This is a genomic window from Micromonospora sp. MA102, assembly GCF_025460765.1.
In the GTDB taxonomy this organism is placed as follows: Bacteria; Actinomycetota; Actinomycetes; order Mycobacteriales; family Micromonosporaceae; genus Micromonospora; species Micromonospora halotolerans.
Genome location: NZ_JAMWEG010000009.1, coordinates 245341 through 264321, shown reverse-complemented (window position 1 = coordinate 264321; position 18981 = coordinate 245341). Strand labels below are relative to the sequence as shown.

The 18981-nt window shown below is 72.7% G+C and carries 17 protein-coding genes; 10 read left to right on the top strand and 7 right to left on the bottom strand.

Annotated elements, in window-relative coordinates; genetic code table 11:
* Positions 1 to 22 precede the first annotated feature (22 nt).
* Entirely contained in the window at positions 23 to 826 is an 804-nt protein-coding gene (locus tag NFX44_RS20270; protein WP_262285124.1) for a hypothetical protein, read from the top strand.
* A 67-nt stretch (positions 827 to 893) separates the two neighbouring features.
* Here NFX44_RS20270 and corA read toward each other — a convergent pair whose 3' ends face one another.
* Both corA and NFX44_RS20260 read right to left on the bottom strand, forming a co-directional pair.
* Positions 894 to 2042, bottom strand: coding sequence for a magnesium/cobalt transporter CorA (gene corA, locus NFX44_RS20265; protein ID WP_262285123.1), 1149 nt, complete (start codon positions 2040 to 2042; stop codon positions 894 to 896).
* Between the two features lie 368 nt (positions 2043 to 2410).
* A complete protein-coding gene (locus NFX44_RS20260; RefSeq protein WP_262285122.1) occupies positions 2411 to 3505 on the bottom strand; it encodes a PLP-dependent aminotransferase family protein in 1095 nt (364 codons plus the stop codon).
* A gap of 200 nt (positions 3506 to 3705) precedes the next feature.
* Here NFX44_RS20260 and NFX44_RS20255 point away from each other — a divergent pair, with 200 nt between their 5' ends.
* Both NFX44_RS20255 and NFX44_RS20250 read left to right on the top strand, forming a co-directional pair.
* Positions 3706 to 4521: a 3'(2'),5'-bisphosphate nucleotidase CysQ gene (locus tag NFX44_RS20255; RefSeq protein WP_262285121.1), complete on the top strand. Its 816-nt coding sequence runs from the start codon at positions 3706 to 3708 to the stop codon at positions 4519 to 4521.
* 100 nt (positions 4522 to 4621) lie between these two features.
* A complete protein-coding gene (locus NFX44_RS20250; RefSeq protein WP_262285120.1) occupies positions 4622 to 5779 on the top strand; it encodes a hypothetical protein in 1158 nt (385 codons plus the stop codon).
* Positions 5780 to 5789: 10 nt separating this feature from the next.
* On the opposite strand, the gene NFX44_RS20245 is transcribed toward NFX44_RS20250, so the two are convergent.
* From NFX44_RS20245 to NFX44_RS20230, 4 genes are read right to left on the bottom strand one after another with little or no spacing between them, the layout of a single operon-like run.
* On the bottom strand, positions 5790 to 6704 hold the full coding sequence (locus tag NFX44_RS20245) for a glycosyltransferase family A protein (protein WP_262285119.1): 915 nt from the start codon (positions 6702 to 6704) through the stop codon (positions 5790 to 5792).
* Positions 6701 to 7663, bottom strand: coding sequence for a sulfotransferase (locus NFX44_RS20240; RefSeq protein WP_262285118.1), 963 nt, complete (start codon positions 7661 to 7663; stop codon positions 6701 to 6703). The genes NFX44_RS20245 and NFX44_RS20240 overlap by 4 nt, the downstream gene beginning before the upstream one ends.
* Entirely contained in the window at positions 7660 to 8253 is a 594-nt protein-coding gene (locus NFX44_RS20235) for a glycosyltransferase (protein WP_262285117.1), read from the bottom strand. The genes NFX44_RS20240 and NFX44_RS20235 overlap by 4 nt, the downstream gene beginning before the upstream one ends.
* Positions 8250 to 8690 (bottom strand): UDP-N-acetylglucosamine--LPS N-acetylglucosamine transferase, encoded by a 441-nt coding sequence (locus NFX44_RS20230; RefSeq protein WP_262285116.1) that lies wholly within the window; start codon positions 8688 to 8690, stop codon positions 8250 to 8252. The genes NFX44_RS20235 and NFX44_RS20230 overlap by 4 nt, the downstream gene beginning before the upstream one ends.
* A gap of 334 nt (positions 8691 to 9024) precedes the next feature.
* Here NFX44_RS20230 and NFX44_RS20225 point away from each other — a divergent pair, with 334 nt between their 5' ends.
* On the top strand, positions 9025 to 9924 hold the full coding sequence (locus NFX44_RS20225; protein ID WP_262285115.1) for a sulfotransferase: 900 nt from the start codon (positions 9025 to 9027) through the stop codon (positions 9922 to 9924).
* A 45-nt stretch (positions 9925 to 9969) separates the two neighbouring features.
* Here NFX44_RS20225 and NFX44_RS20220 read toward each other — a convergent pair whose 3' ends face one another.
* Positions 9970 to 10806: a hypothetical protein gene (locus tag NFX44_RS20220; protein ID WP_262285114.1), complete on the bottom strand. Its 837-nt coding sequence runs from the start codon at positions 10804 to 10806 to the stop codon at positions 9970 to 9972.
* Between the two features lie 319 nt (positions 10807 to 11125).
* Here NFX44_RS20220 and NFX44_RS20215 point away from each other — a divergent pair, with 319 nt between their 5' ends.
* Genes NFX44_RS20215 through NFX44_RS20190 form a run of 6 tightly spaced genes read left to right on the top strand, consistent with a single transcriptional unit; the run spans position 11126 to position 18977 of the window.
* Positions 11126 to 12907: a Wzz/FepE/Etk N-terminal domain-containing protein gene (locus NFX44_RS20215; protein WP_262285113.1), complete on the top strand. Its 1782-nt coding sequence runs from the start codon at positions 11126 to 11128 to the stop codon at positions 12905 to 12907.
* Positions 12908 to 12924: 17 nt separating this feature from the next.
* Positions 12925 to 13899, top strand: a complete 975-nt coding sequence (locus tag NFX44_RS20210; RefSeq protein ID WP_262285112.1) for a DUF3048 domain-containing protein — start codon at positions 12925 to 12927, stop codon at positions 13897 to 13899.
* On the top strand, positions 13896 to 15362 hold the full coding sequence (locus tag NFX44_RS20205; RefSeq protein WP_262285111.1) for an O-antigen ligase: 1467 nt from the start codon (positions 13896 to 13898) through the stop codon (positions 15360 to 15362). Before NFX44_RS20210 ends, NFX44_RS20205 begins: the two co-directional genes overlap by 4 nt.
* Positions 15362 to 16588 carry a hypothetical protein gene (locus NFX44_RS20200; protein WP_262285110.1) on the top strand — a complete coding sequence of 409 codons (1227 nt, stop codon included), beginning with the start codon at positions 15362 to 15364 and terminating at the stop codon, positions 16586 to 16588. The genes NFX44_RS20205 and NFX44_RS20200 overlap by 1 nt, the downstream gene beginning before the upstream one ends.
* On the top strand, positions 16585 to 17445 hold the full coding sequence (locus tag NFX44_RS20195; RefSeq protein ID WP_262285109.1) for a sulfotransferase: 861 nt from the start codon (positions 16585 to 16587) through the stop codon (positions 17443 to 17445). Before NFX44_RS20200 ends, NFX44_RS20195 begins: the two co-directional genes overlap by 4 nt.
* Complete coding sequence (locus tag NFX44_RS20190) at positions 17433 to 18977, top strand: lipopolysaccharide biosynthesis protein (RefSeq protein ID WP_262285108.1); 1545 nt, start codon at positions 17433 to 17435, stop codon at positions 18975 to 18977. Before NFX44_RS20195 ends, NFX44_RS20190 begins: the two co-directional genes overlap by 13 nt.
* Positions 18978 to 18981 lie beyond the last annotated feature (4 nt).

Here is an 18981-nt window from a genome sequence, read left to right as displayed (position 1 = left end):
CGGAGGCATCCGAAGGTGGAGGATGACGAAGGAACAACTCCCAGGAGGTGGGACCGTGTTTGGAATCGGGCGGCGCAAGACCCGGGGGCAGCTCGCGAAGGCTGAGCTGAACCAGGGCATCGGTCACCTGAGGCAGGCCGCCGCGCACGCGGCGAAGGGTGCCGGCGCCACGGTCGGCCCGCGCGTCCAGGCGGCCCGGGGCGCGGTCGCGCCCACCGCGATCGTCGTCCGGGACCGGGCGTCGAGCGGCGTGGCGTCGACGGCCGCCGCGCTCGCGCCGCTGCTCATGGCGATGCGGAACGCGCAGGCCGAGGCCGCCGGTAAGGCCCTGACCGGCCGGAAGGCCGCCACCGCCAAGCAGGCCGCGATGAGCAAGAAGGTGAAGGCGAAGAACATGAAGGCCGCGAAGAAGAAGCAGAAGAGGTCGCGCGGCATGACGACCGGCCTGCTGGTTGCCGGCACGGTCGCCGGGCTGGCCGGCGCGATGGCCATGCGCCGCCGCCGCGAGCAGCAGGAATGGGCCGAGTACGACCCGACGGGCAAGCTGGAGCCGATGCGGGAGGACGTGGACACCATCGTGGTGGAGACCCCCGACGCGACCGCGAAGGTCACCCAGGCCGGGCCGACCGGCGCCGGCAGCTCGGCCGTGGCCGGCAGCGGCAGCGCCTCGACCGCCACGTCGAGCAGCCAGCCGGTGATCCACCCGAACGACAAGGTTCCCTCGGTCGCCGAGGGTGCCAGGGACGTGTCCGGCCGCCCGGCGGACGACGTCACCAAGGCCACGCAGAACGGCCGGAGCACCGCCAAGTCCAGCGGTCGTCGCTGACCGGACGGTCACGGAAAGCGCCGGCGTGCGGGGATGATCCCGCGCGGCCGGCGCTTCCGTCTGCCGGTCACAACCAGCCGTTGCGGCGGAACAGCCGGTAGAGCGTGAACGACGAGATCAGCATCAGCGCCCACACCCCCGGGTAGCCGTAGGTCCAGCCCAGCTCCGGCATGTTCTTGAAGTTCATGCCGTAGATGCCGGCGATGGCGGTCCACACGGCACCTATCGCGGCCCACGCCGCGATCTTGCGCATGTCGTTGTTCTGGTCGACGGTGACCTGGGCCAGCCGCGCCTGGAGGATCGAGTTGAGCAGGTCGTCGTAGGAGTTCACCTGCTCGACGGTGCGGCTCAGGTGATCCTGCACGTCCCGGAAGTAGCGCCGCACCTCCTGCGGCACCTCCCGGTTGACCTGCGAGGTGAGGGTGAGCAGCGGGCGCTGCAACGGCACCACGGCCCGCTTGAACTCCACCAGTTCCCGCTTCATCTGGTAGATCCGCTGGATCCGCCCGCTGCCCTGCCGGTCGAAGACGTCCGCCTCCAGCACGTCGAGGTCGTCCTCCAGCCGGTCGGCCACCTCCAGGTAGAGGTCCACCACCCGGTCGGTGACCGCGTACGCGACGGCCCACGGGCCGTGCAGCAGCAGGTCCTGCTTCGCCTCCAGGTCGGCCCGGACCGGCGACAGCCGGCAGGCGTCCCCGTGCCGGACGCTGATCAGGAAGTTCGGCCCGATGAAGAGCATCACCTGGCCGGTCTCCACCACCTCGGAGTTCTCGGTCAGCTCGGTGTGCTCGCAGTAGCGGGCGGTGCGCAGCACCAGGAAGGTCACGTCGCCGAAGCGCTCCAGCTTCGGGCGCTGCTGGGCCTTGACCGCGTCCTCGACGGCCAGCTCGTGCAGGCCGAAGGTGGCCGCGATCGCGGTCATCTCCTCCAGCTCCGGCTCGTGCAGGCCGAGCCACACGAAACCGTTCCGCTCCCGGCGCGCGGCGGTCAGGGCGTCGGCGTAGGTCCACTCGCCGGGCCGGCGCTCGCCGTCGACGTACAGGCCGCAGTCGACGATCCCGCTCCGGTCGGAGCCGGCCGGCTCGGTCGTACGCGGAGAGCCGTCGGCGTTGAGGATGCGGGACATGGCGCGTACCGGCGCCGCCCAGGCCCGTGGTCGGGGTGCCCGGTCGCCGTTCTGCGCGGCGCCGCGGTCGCGTGCCACCCGGTCCGTCATCTCGCCCCCTCTCCACGAAGCTGCGGCTTGCAGGTTACGCCGGTCGGGACGGGGCGCGGCGCGGGCGAGCACGGGGCGGCCGGCCGGACTGCGACCCGCGTCACGCCCGGGCGGGAGCGGTGACGGCGCCGGGCGGGCCGGCCGCGTCGGGGGGTGAGGGGCGACACGGCCCACCCGGCACCCATTTGGGGGCGGGAGTAGTGCTGTGCGCGCCGGCGGCCCGGACGGGGCGGCCCGTGGCTGCCCGGTCGGCGGACCGGTCACCGAGAAAAGGTGAGCGGCGCTCGCAGCATTGTGGGTCCCCGGCCGGCCCAGCGGGAGAGCCGAACCGGCCGGTATCGCCTTTCTGTCGGAAACCCGACAGGAAGCTAGCCTCGGACGGACGCCACCGCCTCCGCCAGCCGCCGGACGCCCTCGTCGATCCGGTCGGCCGTCACCGCCGAGAACGCCAGCCGCAGCGCGTGCCGGCCGCCGTCGATCATGAAGTCGCTGCCCTTGACCACCGCGACCCCGCGCTCCGCCGCGGCCGGGGCGAGCCGGTCGACCTCCACGTCCTCGGGCAGCTCGATCCAGAGGAAGTAGCCGCCGTCCGGCTCCACGAACCGCGCCTCCGGGATGTGCCGCCGCAGCGAGTCGGCCAGCACCTCGGCGCGCTCACCCAGCGCCGTCCGCACCGTGTGGATCGACCGGTCGATCTCGCCGGAGACACAGAACTGGTGCACGATCGCCTCGGAGACCATGCCCGGCGAGATGTAGAGGTTGGTGGCCCGCTTGGCGATCTTCGCGATCACCTCGGGCGGGCCGACCAGGTAGCCGACCCGGACGCCCGGGCAGACCGTCTTCGTGAAGCTGGAGGCGTGCACCACCACGCCCCGGGTGTCCATCGACAGCATCGAGGGCAGGGGCTCGCCCCGGAACCGGATGTCCGCGTACGGGTCGTCCTCGAAGATCGTGAAGTCGTACTCGGCGGCCAGGTCGAGCAGCTCGCGGCGCTTCTCCAGGGAGAGCGTCACGCCGGCCGGGTTCTGGTAGTTCGGGATGACGTGGGCCAGCCGCGGCCGGACCCCCGACTCCAGCAGCTTGCGCAGCTCCGCGGTGTCCAGGCCGTCCGGCTGGATCGTGACGCCGTGGATCTCGCTGCCCATCTGCTGGAGGTTGAGCAGCGTCCGGTCGTACGTCGGGCGCTCGACCACGACCGTGTCGCCCCGGCGGACCAGGTGGTCGAAGAGGAACGCGTCGGCCTGGAGCGAGCCGTTGGTGATCAGCACCTGGTCGGCCTCGACGCCGTGCTTCTCCGCGATCCACTTCCGAAGGGGCGGGTAGCCGACGGACGTGCCGTACGCCGTGATCCCGGCAGGGTCGGCGTCGAAGGCGCGGACGGCGGCGGCCTTGAGCCCCTCGACATCGACGATGTCCAGCGAGGGAGCCCCACGGGCGAAGGAGATCAGCTGCTCGGCGGTCATGCGCACGAGCCTAGGGCCTGGCCCGGCGGGTCCGACCGCCATACACGCGAAGTTCAACATGCGGGCAGAAGTCGGTGGGCCGGGCGTACTGTTCCGGCCGTCGCACTTGTTGTCGGCTCGCCCCACCCGCCAATATGGTGCGGTCCGGGCGGCAGGGACCCCGGCCGCCCGTCGACGCCAGAGAAGGTGGTGGGTAGCAGGTGTCGGACGACATCGACCGGCTCGACGATCAGGCCTTCGCGCGGTGGTTGGCCGGTCATGCCGGCCGCGCGCTGACCGCGTTGCGCGCGAGCCAGGGCTTCGCCGACCCGCGGGCGCTCAAGGACGCCGGCGACCGCGCCTCGCACGAACTGATGCTGGCGGCGCTGGCCCGCTACCGGCCGGCCGACGAGGTGCTCTCTGAGGAGCAGGCGGACTCCCGGCAGGACTTCTCCACCGGCGACCGGGCGGCCCGGCTCGACGCCGACCGGGTCTGGATCATCGACCCCCTAGACGGCACCCGCGAGTTCTCGGAGGAGGGCCGCACCGACTGGGCCGTCCACGTGGCCCTCTGGGAGCGCTCGGCCGGCCCGGACGGTGGGCTGACCGCCGGCGCCGTCGGCATGCCAGCGCGGACCGGCGCGGACGGCAACCCACTGGTCCTGGGAACGAGTGAGCCTACCGTTCCGGCGGCCGACGGTCCGCTGCGGATCGCGGTCAGCCGCAGCCGGCCGCCCGCATTCGTCCCCCAGCTGATCGAGGAGCTGGACGCGGAGGCGGTGCCGATGGGCTCGGCAGGCGTCAAGGTGTGCGCGGTGGTGACCGGCCAGGCCGACGCGTACGTGCACGCCGGAGGGCAGTACGAGTGGGACTCCGCCGCCCCGGTGGCCGTCGCGCTGGGTGCGGGGATGCACGCGTCCCGCATCGACGGTTCGCCGCTGCGCTACAACGCGGCCAACCCCCGCCTGCCCGACCTGCTCGTCTGCCGGCCCGAGCATGCCGAGCAGCTGCTGAAGGCCATCGACCGGTTCCTGTGAGACCGGTCGCCGCACCGGCCCGCCGCCTGGCTCGTTGCACTTCGAGGTGGCGCCGGCGCTGAGCCGGGAAGCAGCTGACACGCCGATCCAGAGGAGGGTCATGGGACCCGGCCCGTCAATCGCCCCCGTTCTCGACGCCTACCCGGCCCCGACTCCGCCGCCGGGCCGGCGGCCCCGCCGCCTGTTCAGGCGCGGCTGGCTCGTCGCCGTCACCGCGGCCGTCGTCCTGCTCAGCACGACGGTTGCCATCGCGGTCACCCGGGATGGCGAGTCCGCCCGGCAGGCCGCGCCGGGGGCGAACGGGCCGGGGAGCGACGCACCGGCGCCCGGCCCGGCTGCATCCCTGCCGGCCGGCTCGCCGGGCGGCGTGACGGGGCTGGGAACGAATCCGAGCCTCGCACCCAGCGCGTCCCCGTCCGCGACTCCCGGCACGGGCTTCCGGCCCTTCCCCGCGCCGCGCACCACTCTGCCCGGGGCGAGCATCCACCTGCTCGGCGGCGAGAGCTTCACCGCCGGGCTGGCCCGCTCCGACCGCACCTACGGGCCGCTGCGGATGGTCCGGGTGTTCTACCCGGGCCTGCCGCCCGCCTGGTCGGGCAGCCGCGCCGACGTCGTCAACCGGACGGTGGTGGTCTCCTTCAAGGCGCCGCCGGGCGAGGTCACGGCCGGCAAGCACGACGCCCGGTTGGCGAAGTGGTTCGCCTCGATCCCGCGTGACCACGACGTCTACTGGTCGTACTTCCACGAGCCGGAGAACGACGTGGAGGACGGCAACTACACCACCGCCCAGTTCCGCGCCGCCTGGCGCCGGGTGGCCGGCCTCGCCGACCGCGCCCAGAACCCGCGGCTGCGGGCCACCCTGGTCCTGATGTGCTGGACGCTGAACCCGAACTCGGGACGGAGCTTCAACGACTACTACCCGGGCGGCGACGTCGTCGACGTGCTCGGCTGGGACTGCTACAACAGCGGCGGCAAGTACAACCGCTACACCGAGCCGGCCAAGGTCTTCGGACCGATGATCAGCAAGTCGAAGGCGCTCGGTAAGCCGTGGGGCCTCGCCGAGACCGGCAGCGTGCGGATCGCCGGGGACAGTGGAGCCGGACGGGCCGCCTGGATCCGCTCGATGAGCAGCTACCTGAACGGCCAGCGACCGCTCTGGGTCGCGTACTACGACTACCAGGTGTCCGGCGGAGACTTCCGGCTCACCGACGCGCCCAGCAGGGACGCCTGGCGCGCCTGGTGCTCGGCGCCCAGCTGACCGGTCCGGCTCAGATGCCCCGACCGCGTTTGTGCAGCGTACGCAGGACGCGGTCGGGGTTTACCGCCTTGCTGGCCACGGCGAGCGCCAGGTAGGCGCGCGGCTCCTTCGGGTTGCCGGCCAGCGTCCGGCGGGCCCAGCGGACGGCCTCCCGGCGGTTTCCCATCGCGGCCTGGGCGAAGGCGATCTGCCCGGCGACCCGGGCCTCCCCCGCCGGCACGGTCGCGAACTCGGGGTAGCGGGTGAGCAGCCACTGCAACGCGGTGGAGATGGTCTCCCAGCGCTGGGCGAAGTACGACCGCTTGTGCCAGCGCACCGTCACGTACGGCTCGACCAGGTTGACCAGCGGCGCGTGCCGGGCGGCCCGGAGCAGGAACTCGTAGTCCTCCGCGTAGCTGCCCGGGATCTCCTCGTCGACCAGCCCGATCGCGTCGACCAGCGCGTCCCGCCGGATCAGGAAGGTGGACGGGTGCAGTTCGGTGTGCCGGTCCCGCAGCAGCGCCTTCAGCGGCACCCGGTCCATCGGCAACGAGCGGTCGACGCTGCGACCGTCGTAGTCGACCCGGATGCCGCAGCTGACGAAGGCGCCGTCCGGCGCCGCCCGCAGTGCGGCCACCTGGGCGGCCAGCTTGCCGGGCAGCCACTCGTCGTCGTCGTCGCAGAACGCCACCAACTCGCCGGTGGCGGCCAGGATGCCCGTGTTGCGGGCGCCCGCCAGGCCGGGTGTACGGCTGTTGGTGACCACCCGGATCCTCGGGTCGTCGGCGAGGGTGAGGTCGGGCTCGGACTGGTCGTAGACGACCACCACGTCGATCCCGCCGGGATAGTCCTGACCCAGGATCGCGTCGAGGGCGGCGCGCAGCAGCACCGGCCGGTCCCGGGTCGGGACCACGGCGGTCACCTGTGGTGAGTTGTTCCCGGTCACGACGCCTCCGTGCTGTTCGTTCGGCCGCCGCCGAGATATCCGTAGCGCAACCGCAGCGGCAGCGTCGCGGCGCTGACCACCGCCCGGCTGCGCGTCGGCAGGTTCTCCCGCCAGGCGTTGTCCTGTCGCACCCGCAGCGGGCCCGCGCTGAAGCGCAGGGGGTTGCCGGCGATGCTGTGCGCCCGGACCAGCGGCACGGGCGGCTCGTCGAGCACCCGCAGCGCGTCCGCGGTGTCGGCGAGGCCGGCGAACCGGCGTACCCGGGCGACGGTGCCGCGCGGGTCGGCGGTGAAGTCCTCGTAGCGCAGCCGGACCACCGGCACCCGGGCGGCGAGCAGGTGGAACGCGGCGTTCTGCGCGGTCCACAGGCCGCTCACCGTGAACGGGGAGAAGGTCGGCATGTACGCCTCGCTGTCCACCACCTCGGGCCGGCGGACCTGCTTTGCCCAGGAGTAGGCGACCGCCCGGCTGTCGCGGACCAGGTGGACGACCCGCAGGTCGAGATCCGGCGCCCAGCGCAGGGCGAACGCCAATGAGGCGTGCTTGCTGGAGTCCACCACCACCTCCGCCCCGGTGACCTCGGTCGCCGCGCGGTAGATCCGGGTGTAGAGGTCGGCGTACCGGCGCACCGTCGCCAACTGCTCGGCCGGCAGGTCGCCCCGGGCGAGCTGCGGGATGTGCCGGGTCCGGTCGACCTCGGCCTTGAGCGCCAGCACCTCGTCCCGGTCCACCGCATCCCAGCCGCCGAACGCGTGGTCGCCGACCTGCTGCCAGAAGTCGCAGGCGGTGAAGCGCTCGCCGCAACCGCAGCGTTCGTCGCCGCCGAGGGCCCGCTCCCACAGGTGCACCACCTCGCCCACGGCACAGACGTCGGGGTGCTGGGCGAGGATCAGCTCGAGCAGGGTGGAGCCGCTACGACCCAGGCCACCCACGAAGAGCACGCGGGCCGGCCCGGTCACCGCCGCCACCGTCGCCGTCCCGACGCACGCTGGCGTACCAGGTCCTCGACGATCTGGCCGACGCGCACGGCCGCGGCGGCCCGGGGGTCGGGCAGGTCCGGGTCGGCGACCAACCGGAAGGCCCGCGGGTCGACGAGCGCCTTGTCGAGCGACTCGACCAGGTCGGCTTCCGTCTCGACCAGCCGCACCATGCCGGCCGCGCCGAGGCGCCGCGCGAAGAGCTGCTGGTGGTTGTCGACGTGCTCGTGGCGGGTGGGGTCGCGCGGGACCACGATCGGCAGGTGACCGGTGCGCCGGGCCTCCGTGATGGTGGCCGGCCCGCCGTGGCAGACCACGACGCTGGCCTCGGCGATCGCCCGCTGCAAGTCCTCGTGGGCCAGGAACGGCACCGCGTCCGGCAGGTTCGGCGGGGTGCTGCTGCCGTACTGCAGGACGAGCCGGACCTGTCGCGCACCATCGGCCCGCGCCGTCCACCAGCGCTCCAGCCAGCCGACCAGCCGGTCGAAGCGGTGCACGTCGGTGCCGACCATGGCCAGCACGGTGTCCGGCTCCGGTCCGGTTCCCGGTTGCCGGGGGATGAACGCGGTCACAGAAGATTCCCCACCACGGTGCCCTCGGGGTAGAAGCGGCGCTGCTCTTCCCACTGCACCAGCATTGCCGAGAGGAACGGGCGGCAGAGCCGGGCGGTGAGCGTCGGGCTGTCGATCCGGTCGTACACCTCGATGTAGACGGTGGGGACACCACGCAGCCGGGCCACCACGACGAACGGCAGTGCGACGCCCGCGCCGGTGGTGACCACCGCGTCGACGTTCCGCCGCTTGAGCGTCCGGACCGCGAGCAGCAGGTTGCGGGCCAGGTTCTTCAGGTTGCGGGTGGTGGGATGGTGCGCCCACACCACCTGCTCGCCCTCGAGCAGCGAACGCGCGTCCGGGGTGTCGAAGGTCACCCACGACCGAGCTCGGCCGCGGTACCAGGGAGCAAGCGCCAGCAGCTGGGCAAGGTGCCCGCCGCTGGAACCCACAAGCATGACTTCACCGGGCTCCACGTCTCAACCGCCTCCCCCATCGCACACCCGTGCCACCCACCTGGGACGGTCACCTGAGCTACGCAGCGCCGGAACAATCTAACGGCACGGCCCACGGAACAGAAGTGGCAGTCGCATTCACGAACCTGCCGGATGGACGATTCCGAGCTTTCCGCCAGTCCCCCGCTCCTCCGATCGCGCCTACACTGCCGCTTGACATCCACCCGGGGACGAGGAGTAGCGATCGATGACGGCCCAGCAGCCTCTGGCGGGAGACGGTTCAGGGGCTGGTGCTCCGTCCGGCAACGGCCGGGTGACGGTGCTCTACGTCTGTGGGATGCCGCGCAGTGGCTCCACCCTGCTCGACCTGATGCTCGGGCAGTTCGTCGACCACTGCGACGTCGGCGAGCTGTTCTACCTCTGGCAGTCGGGGGTGGAGCGGAACTTCCGCTGTGCCTGCGGACAGCACTTCGACGAGTGCCCGTTCTGGGGTGAGGTCGGCCGGCGGGCGTACGGCGGCTGGGCGAACATCGACGTGCAGGAGGTGCGGGCGCTGCAGCGCCGCGTCGACGCCACCGGCAAGGTGCCCCTGATCGTGGGCTCCCGGGTCACGCCGGGCTTCCGGCAGGACCTCGAGCGCTACACGGCCCTGATCACCAAGCTCTACCGCGCGATCGCCGAGGTGTCCGGGGCCAAGGTGGTGGTCGACTCGACCAAACGCCCCTCGCTGGCCTACATCCTGGCCCGCGCTCCGGAGATCGACCTGCGCCTGGTGCACATCCTCCGCGACCCGCGCGGGGTGGCCTACTCCTGGAGCCAGCTCGTCGAGCTCCCCGAGGGCACCTCCACCAAGGGCCGGATGAACCAGCGCTCGGCCCGGCTGACCGCCCGGCGCTGGGTCACCGTCAACGCGATGATCTCGTCGCTCGCCCGGTCCGGCGTACCGCGGGTGGTCGTGCGGTACGAGGACCTGGTCCGCGACCCGCGGGGCGAGCTGGGCCGGATCGCCGCCCTCACCGCCGACGTGACCGGGCAGGTCGATCCGCTGTCGTTCCTGCACGGCACCGAGTTCGAGCAGGCCGGCTCGCACGCGGTGGCCGGCGGACGGATCCGGATGCGCAGCGGGCCCATCGCGCTCAGCCTCGACGAGAAGTGGCGCCGGGAGTACGCGCCGGGGCGCCGCCGGATGGTCGGCGCAATGACCTGGCCGTTGCGTCGGAGGTACGACTACCGCTGACCGGCTGGGTCCGGCGGGCCGCGTCTCGGGCCCGCCGGAACCCGGTCAGGATCGGGCGGCCCCGGGGCTGGCCACGGCGGCCAGGTGGGCGTCGAGGACGTCGAGCAGTTCCGGGTTGCGCTCGTAGTCGAACTTGCGGGCGAAGTGCGCGCCGCTGGCCAACGCCCTGGGCAGATCCTCCGCGGTGAGCGACTTCGGGTGGTTGAACGAGCTGTTCCGGAAGTCGAAGTAGCGCTTGCAGTCGGGCACCAGGTTGAACCGGTCCGCGCTGCACACGATGGTCTGGAAGACCGCTTCGACCGGGGAGAGGCAGTGCCGGAAGTAGTCCACCACGTCCGGCCGCCGGTCGAAGTACTCCCGCAGATAGGCCACCACCGGCCAGGTCAGCGACGAGAACGCCGACCCACCGTGCAGCCGCAGGTCGGGCCCGAACGGGGTGCGGGCCCGTCGACCCACCACCAGCCCGTACGACACGTGCACCCGCATCAACGGCTGGACCCGGTTGACCGCCTGTAGCGGACGGAGCAGCTTCTTGGCCCGCGGGCTGAGCCCGCCCAGCCGACGGTGCTGGAAGTGGTAGCGGGAGCGGACCCGGCTGCGCGGCCAGTGGCTCTCCGGACCGAACGCGTCCCAGTACTCCATGAACCCGTCGGCCCCGGAGTCGACCAGCTCGGCCTCCGCCTGGTCGAGCGGACGGATCGGATAGTCCTGACCGGTGATGTTCACCAGCCAGTCGACCTGGACACCCTCACCGTTCAGCCAGTCCACGGCCGCCATGTAGCGGTCGACGTGACTGAAGTCGCCGTAACCACCCTCGTGGTACTGGACCGCCACGTCCGGTAGTGTGCGCAGCTCGGCAAGGTCGAGCGGAGCCCCGTTCACATCATGGCTGATGTGCACGATACTGTCCGGACTGTACCGCTTCACCGCGTGAACCAGCCTGGTCAGCTGCTCCGGTGAACGGTGACTCTGGATGTGATAGCAGAAGCGCACCCGTGCATTATCGTCCCGGCACCCTCCGGGCAGAAGTGGCGGACCTTCGGCGACTTCCACTCTCCGCGCCGATCAGGGAGACTCAGGTTTCACCGTGGCGCGGACGTCCCACGGCTGACTGGCCGGTCCGGTCGAAAGGGAGCGACACACTCCGATGCCCTCGCCTCACCACCCCGATCTGCGACACGACGCGGACGGACCCACGCTGATGTCGTACGTCGAGTGGCTCCGCCGCCGATGGTGGATCCTCGCGCTCGCGGCCCTGCTCGGCATCGGCTCCGGTCTGCTCGTCACCCAACTGCAGACCCGCACCTACACCTCCACCACGTCGGTGCTGGTGCGCCAGGTGGGTCCGGACGCCGTTCCCGGCACCAAGGTCAACCTCGACACCGAGGCGCAGGTGGTCCGCTCCCTGGTCGTGGCCGAGCGGGCCCGGGCCCTGCTGAAGACCGGCACCTCCAGCGAGGACCTGGTCCGGTCGCTGACGGTCACCGTCCCACCGAACAGCCAGGTTCTCCAGATCGCGTACGAGGGCACCACGCCGCAGGCGGCGCAGAACGGCTCGCACTCCTTCGCGCAGGCCTACCTCGACCTGCGGCTCGCCACGGCGGCCAAGGCGGTGGAGAACGAGATCACCTCGATCAACCAGCAGATCACCGAGGTCAACAAGCAGCTGACCGCGACCGCCGGCAAGATCGCCGCGGCTCCGGCCAACTCCGCCGCCCGGGCGCAGGCCGAGGCCAACCGGCAGGTCCTCACGAACCAGCTGACGCGGCTCAACGAGCGGCTCAGCCCGCTGCAGGACAACGCGCCCGACCCGGGCCAGATCATCTCCGACGCGCCCCTGCCCCGGAAGCCCAGCTCGCCGAACCGCACGTTGAACCTGGCCAGCGGGATGGGCGCCGGGCTGCTCTTCGGCATCGTGCTCGCCCTGGTCCTGGATCGGCTCGACACCCGCGTCCGGCGGGGCCGGGACGTGACCGCACGCACGGGCCTGCCGACGCTGCTGGAGCTGCCGGTCCGCGCGCCGTCGCTGACCGTCCTGCCACCCGCCCACCGGGTCTCCCGTGAGCTCGGCCGGCTGCGCAACGTGCTGCTCTCGATCATGCCGGAGCCCCGTCCGGGTCGCGGTCGTCAGCTGCTACTCACGGACACCTCGCCCGGCCCGGCGGCCGGTTTCATCGCCGGCAACCTGGCCGCCGCGTACGCCCGCACCGGTGCGCAGGTCGCGGTGGTCACGACCAGGGCCGACTCGCCGCTGACCGCCATGTTCGGCGGGCTGAAGCCGCGGCGCACCCTCGCCGACGTGCTGCGGCACGACGTCGGCGCGCTCGCCGCGCTCACCCCCGCGCCCGGTCTCAACACGCTGCGCATCCTGCTGCCCGGCGACCTGGACACCGACGTTGAGCTGCCGGTCGCCAGCATGCTGGCGATCCTCAACGAGCTCGCCGACCGCTTCGACCACGTGCTGATCGAGACCGCCCGACCCACCCAGGCCGTCGAGGCGCAGGCCCTGGCCCGGCACGTCGACGGCGTGATCCTCGTCATCGAGAGCGGGCGGACCCGGACCAGCGAGATCACCGCGGCACTGCAGCAGTTCGAGCAGGTGGACGCACCGGTGCTCGGTAGCGTGCTGGCGCCCCGCCTGCCCGAACAGGCGAGCGGCCCGGCCACCGGGGGCGGCCAGCCGGACCGGAAGCCGTCGCCCCGGCCGCGCCCGGAGCCGGCCTTCCGCCCCGGGGCGCAGCCGGCCAGTGACAGCACGATGATCCTGCCCCGGCCGGTCAGCCGTCCGGCGGGCACCCCGCCCAAGCCGGGCCCGCGCACCCCCCAGGCCGGCACGCCCGCGCCCGCCCCGGCGCCCGCGCCGGTCAAGGCCACCGGCGCGGCCCGGCCGGCGCCGTCCACGGTCTACGGGTCCAAGCGCGACGGCTCCGACGGCCAGACCCGGCTCTCGATGGCCTTCGACCCGGTGGAGGACCAGGAGTGAGGCTCCGACGGGCTGTCGTGGCATCGGCCGCGGGAGTGCTGATCGCCGCGCTGGGTGCCGCCTGCTCCGAGCCGCCGCCCCCGGGCGCCAGTGACCTGGTCGATCCGGGTAGCCCCGCGCCGAAGCCCAGTCCGACGCCCAGCCTGCCGGCGGGGCCGCTCTCCGGACAACCGGTCACCCAGCCGGCCGTGGCCGCACGGCAGGCGATCGCGGTCCCGATCCGAGTGAGCGAGACCGGCACCCCGACCGGGCTCGATGCTGCGGACCTGGTCTACCAGGAGTTCGCCGAGTCGGGCAGCCTGCACCTCAGCGCCGTCTACCAGTCCCGCGACGCGAAGAAGATCGGCCCGGTCGCCGAGGTCCGCCCGGTCGACATCCGCAGCGTCGGGGTGCTCCGCCCCTGGCTCGGCTACGCGGGCGGTCCCACCGGCTTCGTCAACCAGCTCTCGGCCGCCGACCTCACCGGTGTGACACCGGCACAGCGCAGCGCAGCGTTCCCGAGCGGATACACCTCGACCACGGCACTGCGCGCGGCCGCGCCGAAGGGCGGCACCGCCCCGGCGCCGCTGTTCGACTACGCGACCGTGGGCACGCCGCTGGCCACCCGGGACGTCACGGCCGCCGGCAAGCTCACCGTCTCGGCGTCCGGCCACCCCACCCAGACCTGGACGTACGACCAGGCGAGCCAGCTGTGGTCGGGGCGGGTCGGCCGCACCACGGTGAAGGCCGCCTCGGTCATCGTGCTCACCATGGAGTACCGGACGCTGACTGTCCGCAAGCCCAGCCCCCGGTCGCTGCCGAGCGCCAACGTCTACGGCAAGGGCAAGGCGCTGGTCGTGTCCGGGCCGTCGAGCGCCAAGGCCGAGTGGAGCAAGCCGGGTCAGAAGCTCGTCTGCAACGTCACCGACCTGGGCGGGTACCAGATCCGGCCGCAGCCGGGCACCACCTGGGTGATCTACGCACCGGCGACGGCCCGGGTATCGGTCACATGAAGACGCTCGTCCCGCTCCAGCCTCCGCGGCGGGAGCCGGTGCCGACGGACCCGGTCCCGGCGGGCACGTCGGCCGGAGCACGCGCCGCCCGACGCCGGCGGCTACCGGCCGCGTGGCCGCTGACCGCGCTCTTCGTGCTCTACCCGGTGTGGTGGGCGCTCGGCCTGCCCTCGTTCATCTTCGCCATCCTCGCCGTGCCGATGGCGCTCCAACTGCGCAGGCGGGACCGCATCCGCGTGCCGCCGGGCTTCGGATTCTGGCTGATCCTGCTCGCCTGGGTGGTCCTCTCCGGGCTGATGCTGGACATCACCGCGCCGAACACCCTGACCCCGAACGGTTTCGGCCGGTACATCGGCTGGGGCATCCGGGTGATGAACTACACCGCGCTGACCGTCGCGATGCTGTACGTGCTCAACCTGAGCGAGAAGGAACTGCCGCGGATCCGGATGGTGCGGCTCTTCGCGTTCCTCGCCGTGGTCACCGTGATCGGCGGGTACGTCGGCGCGCTGCTGCCCGACCTGAAGTTCACGGCTCCGCTCAACTACATCCTGCCCGACGTCGTCTCCCAGGAGCCGTTCGTCAACCGGCTCATGCACGTCGAGGTGGCCCAGGTGCAGGAGGTGCTGGAGGGCGAGGCCAGCTCGCCGCGTCCGGCCGCCCCCTTCGAGTACACGAACACCTGGGGCGAGAACATGGGCATCCTGCTCGTGTGGTTCCTCATCGGCTGGGTGGTGTACGGCCGGGGTTGGCGCCGGCTCGGCGGGTACCTGCTGGTGGCCGCCGCGATCTTCCCGATCGTCTTCTCACTCAACCGTGGCCTCTGGATCGGCCTGGTCATCGCCGCGGTCTACGTCGCCCTGCGGCTCGCGCTGCGCGGCCGGATCGCCGTCCTCGCCGGGATGGCGCTGGCCACCGCGCTGGCCGGGGTCCTGGTGCTGGCGTCGCCGCTGGGCGGGCTGCTCGACGAGCGGATGCAGAACGGGCACAGCGACGAGATCCGGGCCACCCTGTCCAGCGGGGCCGTCGACGCGGCCAGGCACTCCCCGGTGCTGGGCTACGGCGCCAACCGCGCGCTGATCGGCAGCAACCGGTCGATCGCCATCGGCAAGTCGGCCGACTGCAAGCAGTGCGGCAACCGGGAGCTGGGTAGCAACGGGCAGGTCTGGAACCTGCTCGTGGGGCAGGGCTGGGTCGGCGCCTTCTGCTACAGCGCGTTCTTCCTCTGGTGCCTGTGGCGGTTCCGGCGGGACAACACCCCCATCGGCATCGCCGGCAGCGTGGTGCTGATCCTGATGCTGTTCTTCCAGTTCCTCTACGGCGCGCTCAACACGACGCTGGCGTACGGCCTGATCAGCGTCGCGGTGCTGGCCCGCAACGACCGGCATCTCCGCACGCTGCGCCGGGAGGCGCTGGCCGCCGCGCAGTCCGCCGAATCGACCGACCGACCGGAACGGACCCGCTGATGACCGCAACCCCACGCGTCGATGACGCGCGCGCGGCGTACCTGCCCGAGCTGGCCGCCGTGGTCTGGCCGGAACCGGCCGACCCGACCCTGCGCCGCGGTGGCGCCGGCTACGCCGTGGTGCCGTCGGCCGCGCGGCCGCGGCTGCTGGTGCCCGCCGGCTCGCGGCGGGCCGCCGCCAGCGCGGTCCGGCATTCGACGGAAGCGGTGGGTACGAAGGCCCGGCTGCGCCGGTCGCTGCTGGCCACCGCATTCCGCACCGGCGTCGGCCGGCTCGCCTTCCGGGACCGCCTGCTCGTCGGGGCGACCACGGGAACGCTGGAGGACCACCTCGCCGAGGTGCTCGGCCGCCCGGCGTTGCTGAGCGTCCACATCGGTCCGGCCCGGGCCAACCGCAAGCCGGTGATCCAGCTGCTCGACGACCGGGGCCGGCCGCTGGGGTACGCCAAGCTGGGCGTGGACCGGCTGACCCGCGACCTGGTCGACGCGGAGGCCGCGGTGCTGCGCCGGCTGGCCACCGTCGACCTGCCCGGGATCGCCGTGGCCGAGGTGCTGCACCACGGCGGCTGGGGCGGGCACGCCCTGCTCGTGCAGAGCGCCCTCCCCGTGGCGCTGCCCCGGGCGGCGCCCGCGGTGGCCGCCGAGCGGGAGCGCGCGGCGATGGTCGCGGTCAGCCGCTGCCTGGGCGTCGACCGCCGGCCCTTCGCGGGCAGCGGGTACGCCGAGCGGCTCGCTGCCGAGGTCGAGGCGCTGGGTGACCGGCCGGAGGCCGTTCGGCTGGGCGCGGTCCTGGCGGCCGTGCGCGGGCTGGACCCGACCGTCGACCTCGGTGCGTGGCACGGCGACTGGAACGGTGGGAACAGCGCGGCGCTGGCCGACGGCCGGATGCTCATCTGGGACTGGGAGCGGTTCGCGGCCGGCGTGCCGCTCGGCTACGACGCGCTGCACCGGCGGCTCCAGACGGCGATCACCAAGGCCGGGGTGGAGCCGACGACGGCGGCCCGCGAGTTGCTGACGGGGGCGACGGGCACGCTGGCGCCGTTCGCCCCGCCGGCCGGCACCGAGGACCTGGTGGCGGTGCTCTACCTGATCGAACTGGCCGCGCGCTACCTGCGCGACCGGCAGGCCGAGGCGGGCGCCCGGCTGGGACACGTGGCCGCCTGGCTGTTGCCGGCGGTGGAGGATCGTCTGGCCGTCCGGCCGGATGCGGGAGGAGTGGCGAAATGACGGTGGCCAAGGCTACGGCCCGGCGGGCCGTGCGCTCGGTGACGCGGACGGTCGGTCGGTGGACGGCCGGCTCGCGGCTGACCCCCGACTTCCTCATCGTGGGCGCCCAGCGGTGCGGCACGACGTCCCTGTTCAAGACGCTCTCCCAGCACCCGGCCGTGCTGCCGGCGGTTTACCACAAGGGTGTCCACTACTTCGACACCGGCTACGACCGCGGGATGGACTGGTACCTCGGGCACTTCCCGACGACCCGCCGGGCCGAGGCGGTGCGGGAGCAGCTCGGCGTGCGCGGGGTGACCGGCGAGTCGAGCCCGTACTACATGTTCCACCCGCTGGCCGCGGACCGGATCGCCGCCGACCTGCCCGCGGTCCGGCTGCTGGTCCTGCTGCGCGACCCGGTGGAGCGGGCGTACTCGGCGCACGCGCACGAGTCGGCCCGCGGTTTCGAGAGCGAGCCGTTCGAGCGGGCCCTCGAACTGGAGCAGAGCCGCATCGCCGGCGAGCGGGAGCGGCTGCTCGCCGACCCGACCGCGCACAGCCACCACTACCAGCACAACGCCTACCTGACCCGAGGGCAGTACATCGAACAGCTGGAGCGACTGGAGTCGATCTTCGGTCGGGACCGGCTGCACGTGATCGACGCCGACGACTTCTTCGCGGACCCGCGACCGTCGTTCGACGCTGTGTGCGACTTCCTCGGCCTGCCGCACTGGGCGGACATCTCGTTCGGCAAGCACAACTCGCGGTCCCGCTCGCCCATGGACCCGGAGTTGCGCGCCCGGCTGGAGGCGCACTTCACCCCGTACGACGATCGGTTGGCCGCCTGGTGGGGACGCGTACCGTCGTGGCGACGGTAACGCCCACCCGCCCGGCGAACACCGAGCTGGGCGGGGCGGCCCGGCACGGCGTGCTGAACCTGCTCGGCGTGGCGGTGGCGGCAATCGCCGGCTTCGGGCTGAACATCGTGGTCGCCCGTGGCTGGTCGATGACGGAGGCGGGGCTGTTCTTCGCGGCCACCAGCGCCTTCATGATCGCGTACGCGGCCGCCCGGCTCGGCACCGGCATCGGCTCCGTCTACTTCATCAGCCGGTACCGGACGCTCGGGCAGCCCGAACGGATCCGGGCCTCGGTGCTGGTCGGGCTGCTTCCGCTGCTGCTGGTGGGTGTCCTGCTCACCGTGGTCGGCTGGTTGCTCACCCCGCAGGTCGTCGAGCTGACCTTCGCCGACCCGGTCCCCGGCGCAGTGCCGGCGGTCCGGGCTCTGCTGCTCTTCGTACCGGTGGCCGCGCTCAGCGACTTCGCGCTGGCCGCCTGCCGGGGCTTCGGCAAGATGCGGCCGCTGCTGCTGATCGAGCGGCTGGGACGCACCGTGCTTCAGCTGCTCGCCGTGCTGCTGGCCGCCGCGTTCGGCCTCTCCGCCACCACGGCGCTGCCGCTGGCCTGGGCGCTGCCGTACGTGCCGGCCGCGCTCGTCGCCGTGCTCTGGCTGGCCCAGCTGGTCCGGCGGGCGGAACGTGCCGCCGGACCGGGACGCCCGGCGCCGGTCGGCTGGCGGGAGGAGTTCGGCCCGTACTGGCGGTACAGCGGGCCGCGGGCGCTGAGCGGGCTCGCCCAGATGGTGGTGCAGCGGCTCGACATCGTGCTGCTGGGCGCGCTGCGCGGGCTCTCCGAGGCGGCCCTCTACACCGCGGCCACCCGGTTCCTGACCCTCGGTCAGCTCTCCGGTCAGGCGCTCTCCACCGCCGTCCAGCACCGGCTGGCGGAGCACCTGGCCCGCGACGACCGGGCGGCGGCCGGACGCCTCTACCAGGCCGCGACCGGTTGGCTGGTGCTGCTGACCTGGCCCGCCTACCTGCTGTTCGCGTCGTTCGCCGGACCCATGCTGGCCCTGTTCGGCTCCGGCTACGACGCCGGGCGGGGGGTCACCGTCTACCTGGCCCTGATGATGCTGGTCGCCACCGGTTGCGGCATGGTCGACACGGTGCTGAACATGGCCGGGAAGACGGCATGGACGTTCTACAACGCGCTGTCCGGCACGCTGGTCAACGTGGTCGCCAACGTGCTGCTCATCCCCCACTACGGCATCATGGGAGCGGCGGTCGCCTGGTCCGCGTCCATTCTGATCACCAATCTCGTGCCGCTGTTCCAGCTGCACCGGGCGTTCCGGCTGCACCCGTTCGGGCCGGCCACGCTCACGGCGGCCGGGCTGGCGCTGGCCTGCTTCGGGCTGCCGTCGTTGGTGCTGCACACGGTCACCGACCCGGGCGTGGTCGCCCTGCTGGTGGTCGCTGTGCTGGGTGCTGCCGGCTACGCCGCGGCGGTCTGGCGACTTCGTGAGGTGCTCCAGCTCGACAACCTGCGGACGCTGCGGCGCGGCCGGAGGCGATGACCGA

Excerpts from the sequence above, each read along its gene's own strand:
- NFX44_RS20270 (WP_262285124.1), top strand. The coding sequence starts at position 23 with ATGACGAAGGAACAACTCCCAGGAGGTGGGACCGTGTTTGGAATCGGG.
- corA (WP_262285123.1), bottom strand. The coding sequence starts at position 2,042 with ATGACGGACCGGGTGGCACGCGACCGCGGCGCCGCGCAGAACGGCGAC.
- NFX44_RS20260 (WP_262285122.1), bottom strand. The coding sequence starts at position 3,505 with ATGACCGCCGAGCAGCTGATCTCCTTCGCCCGTGGGGCTCCCTCGCTG.
- NFX44_RS20250 (WP_262285120.1), top strand. The coding sequence starts at position 4,622 with ATGGGACCCGGCCCGTCAATCGCCCCCGTTCTCGACGCCTACCCGGCC.
- NFX44_RS20230 (WP_262285116.1), bottom strand. The coding sequence starts at position 8,690 with ATGCTTGTGGGTTCCAGCGGCGGGCACCTTGCCCAGCTGCTGGCGCTT.
- NFX44_RS20225 (WP_262285115.1), top strand. The coding sequence starts at position 9,025 with ATGCCGCGCAGTGGCTCCACCCTGCTCGACCTGATGCTCGGGCAGTTC.
- NFX44_RS20215 (WP_262285113.1), top strand. The coding sequence starts at position 11,126 with ATGTCGTACGTCGAGTGGCTCCGCCGCCGATGGTGGATCCTCGCGCTC.
- NFX44_RS20205 (WP_262285111.1), top strand. The coding sequence starts at position 13,896 with ATGAAGACGCTCGTCCCGCTCCAGCCTCCGCGGCGGGAGCCGGTGCCG.
- NFX44_RS20200 (WP_262285110.1), top strand. The coding sequence starts at position 15,362 with ATGACCGCAACCCCACGCGTCGATGACGCGCGCGCGGCGTACCTGCCC.
- NFX44_RS20195 (WP_262285109.1), top strand. The coding sequence starts at position 16,585 with ATGACGGTGGCCAAGGCTACGGCCCGGCGGGCCGTGCGCTCGGTGACG.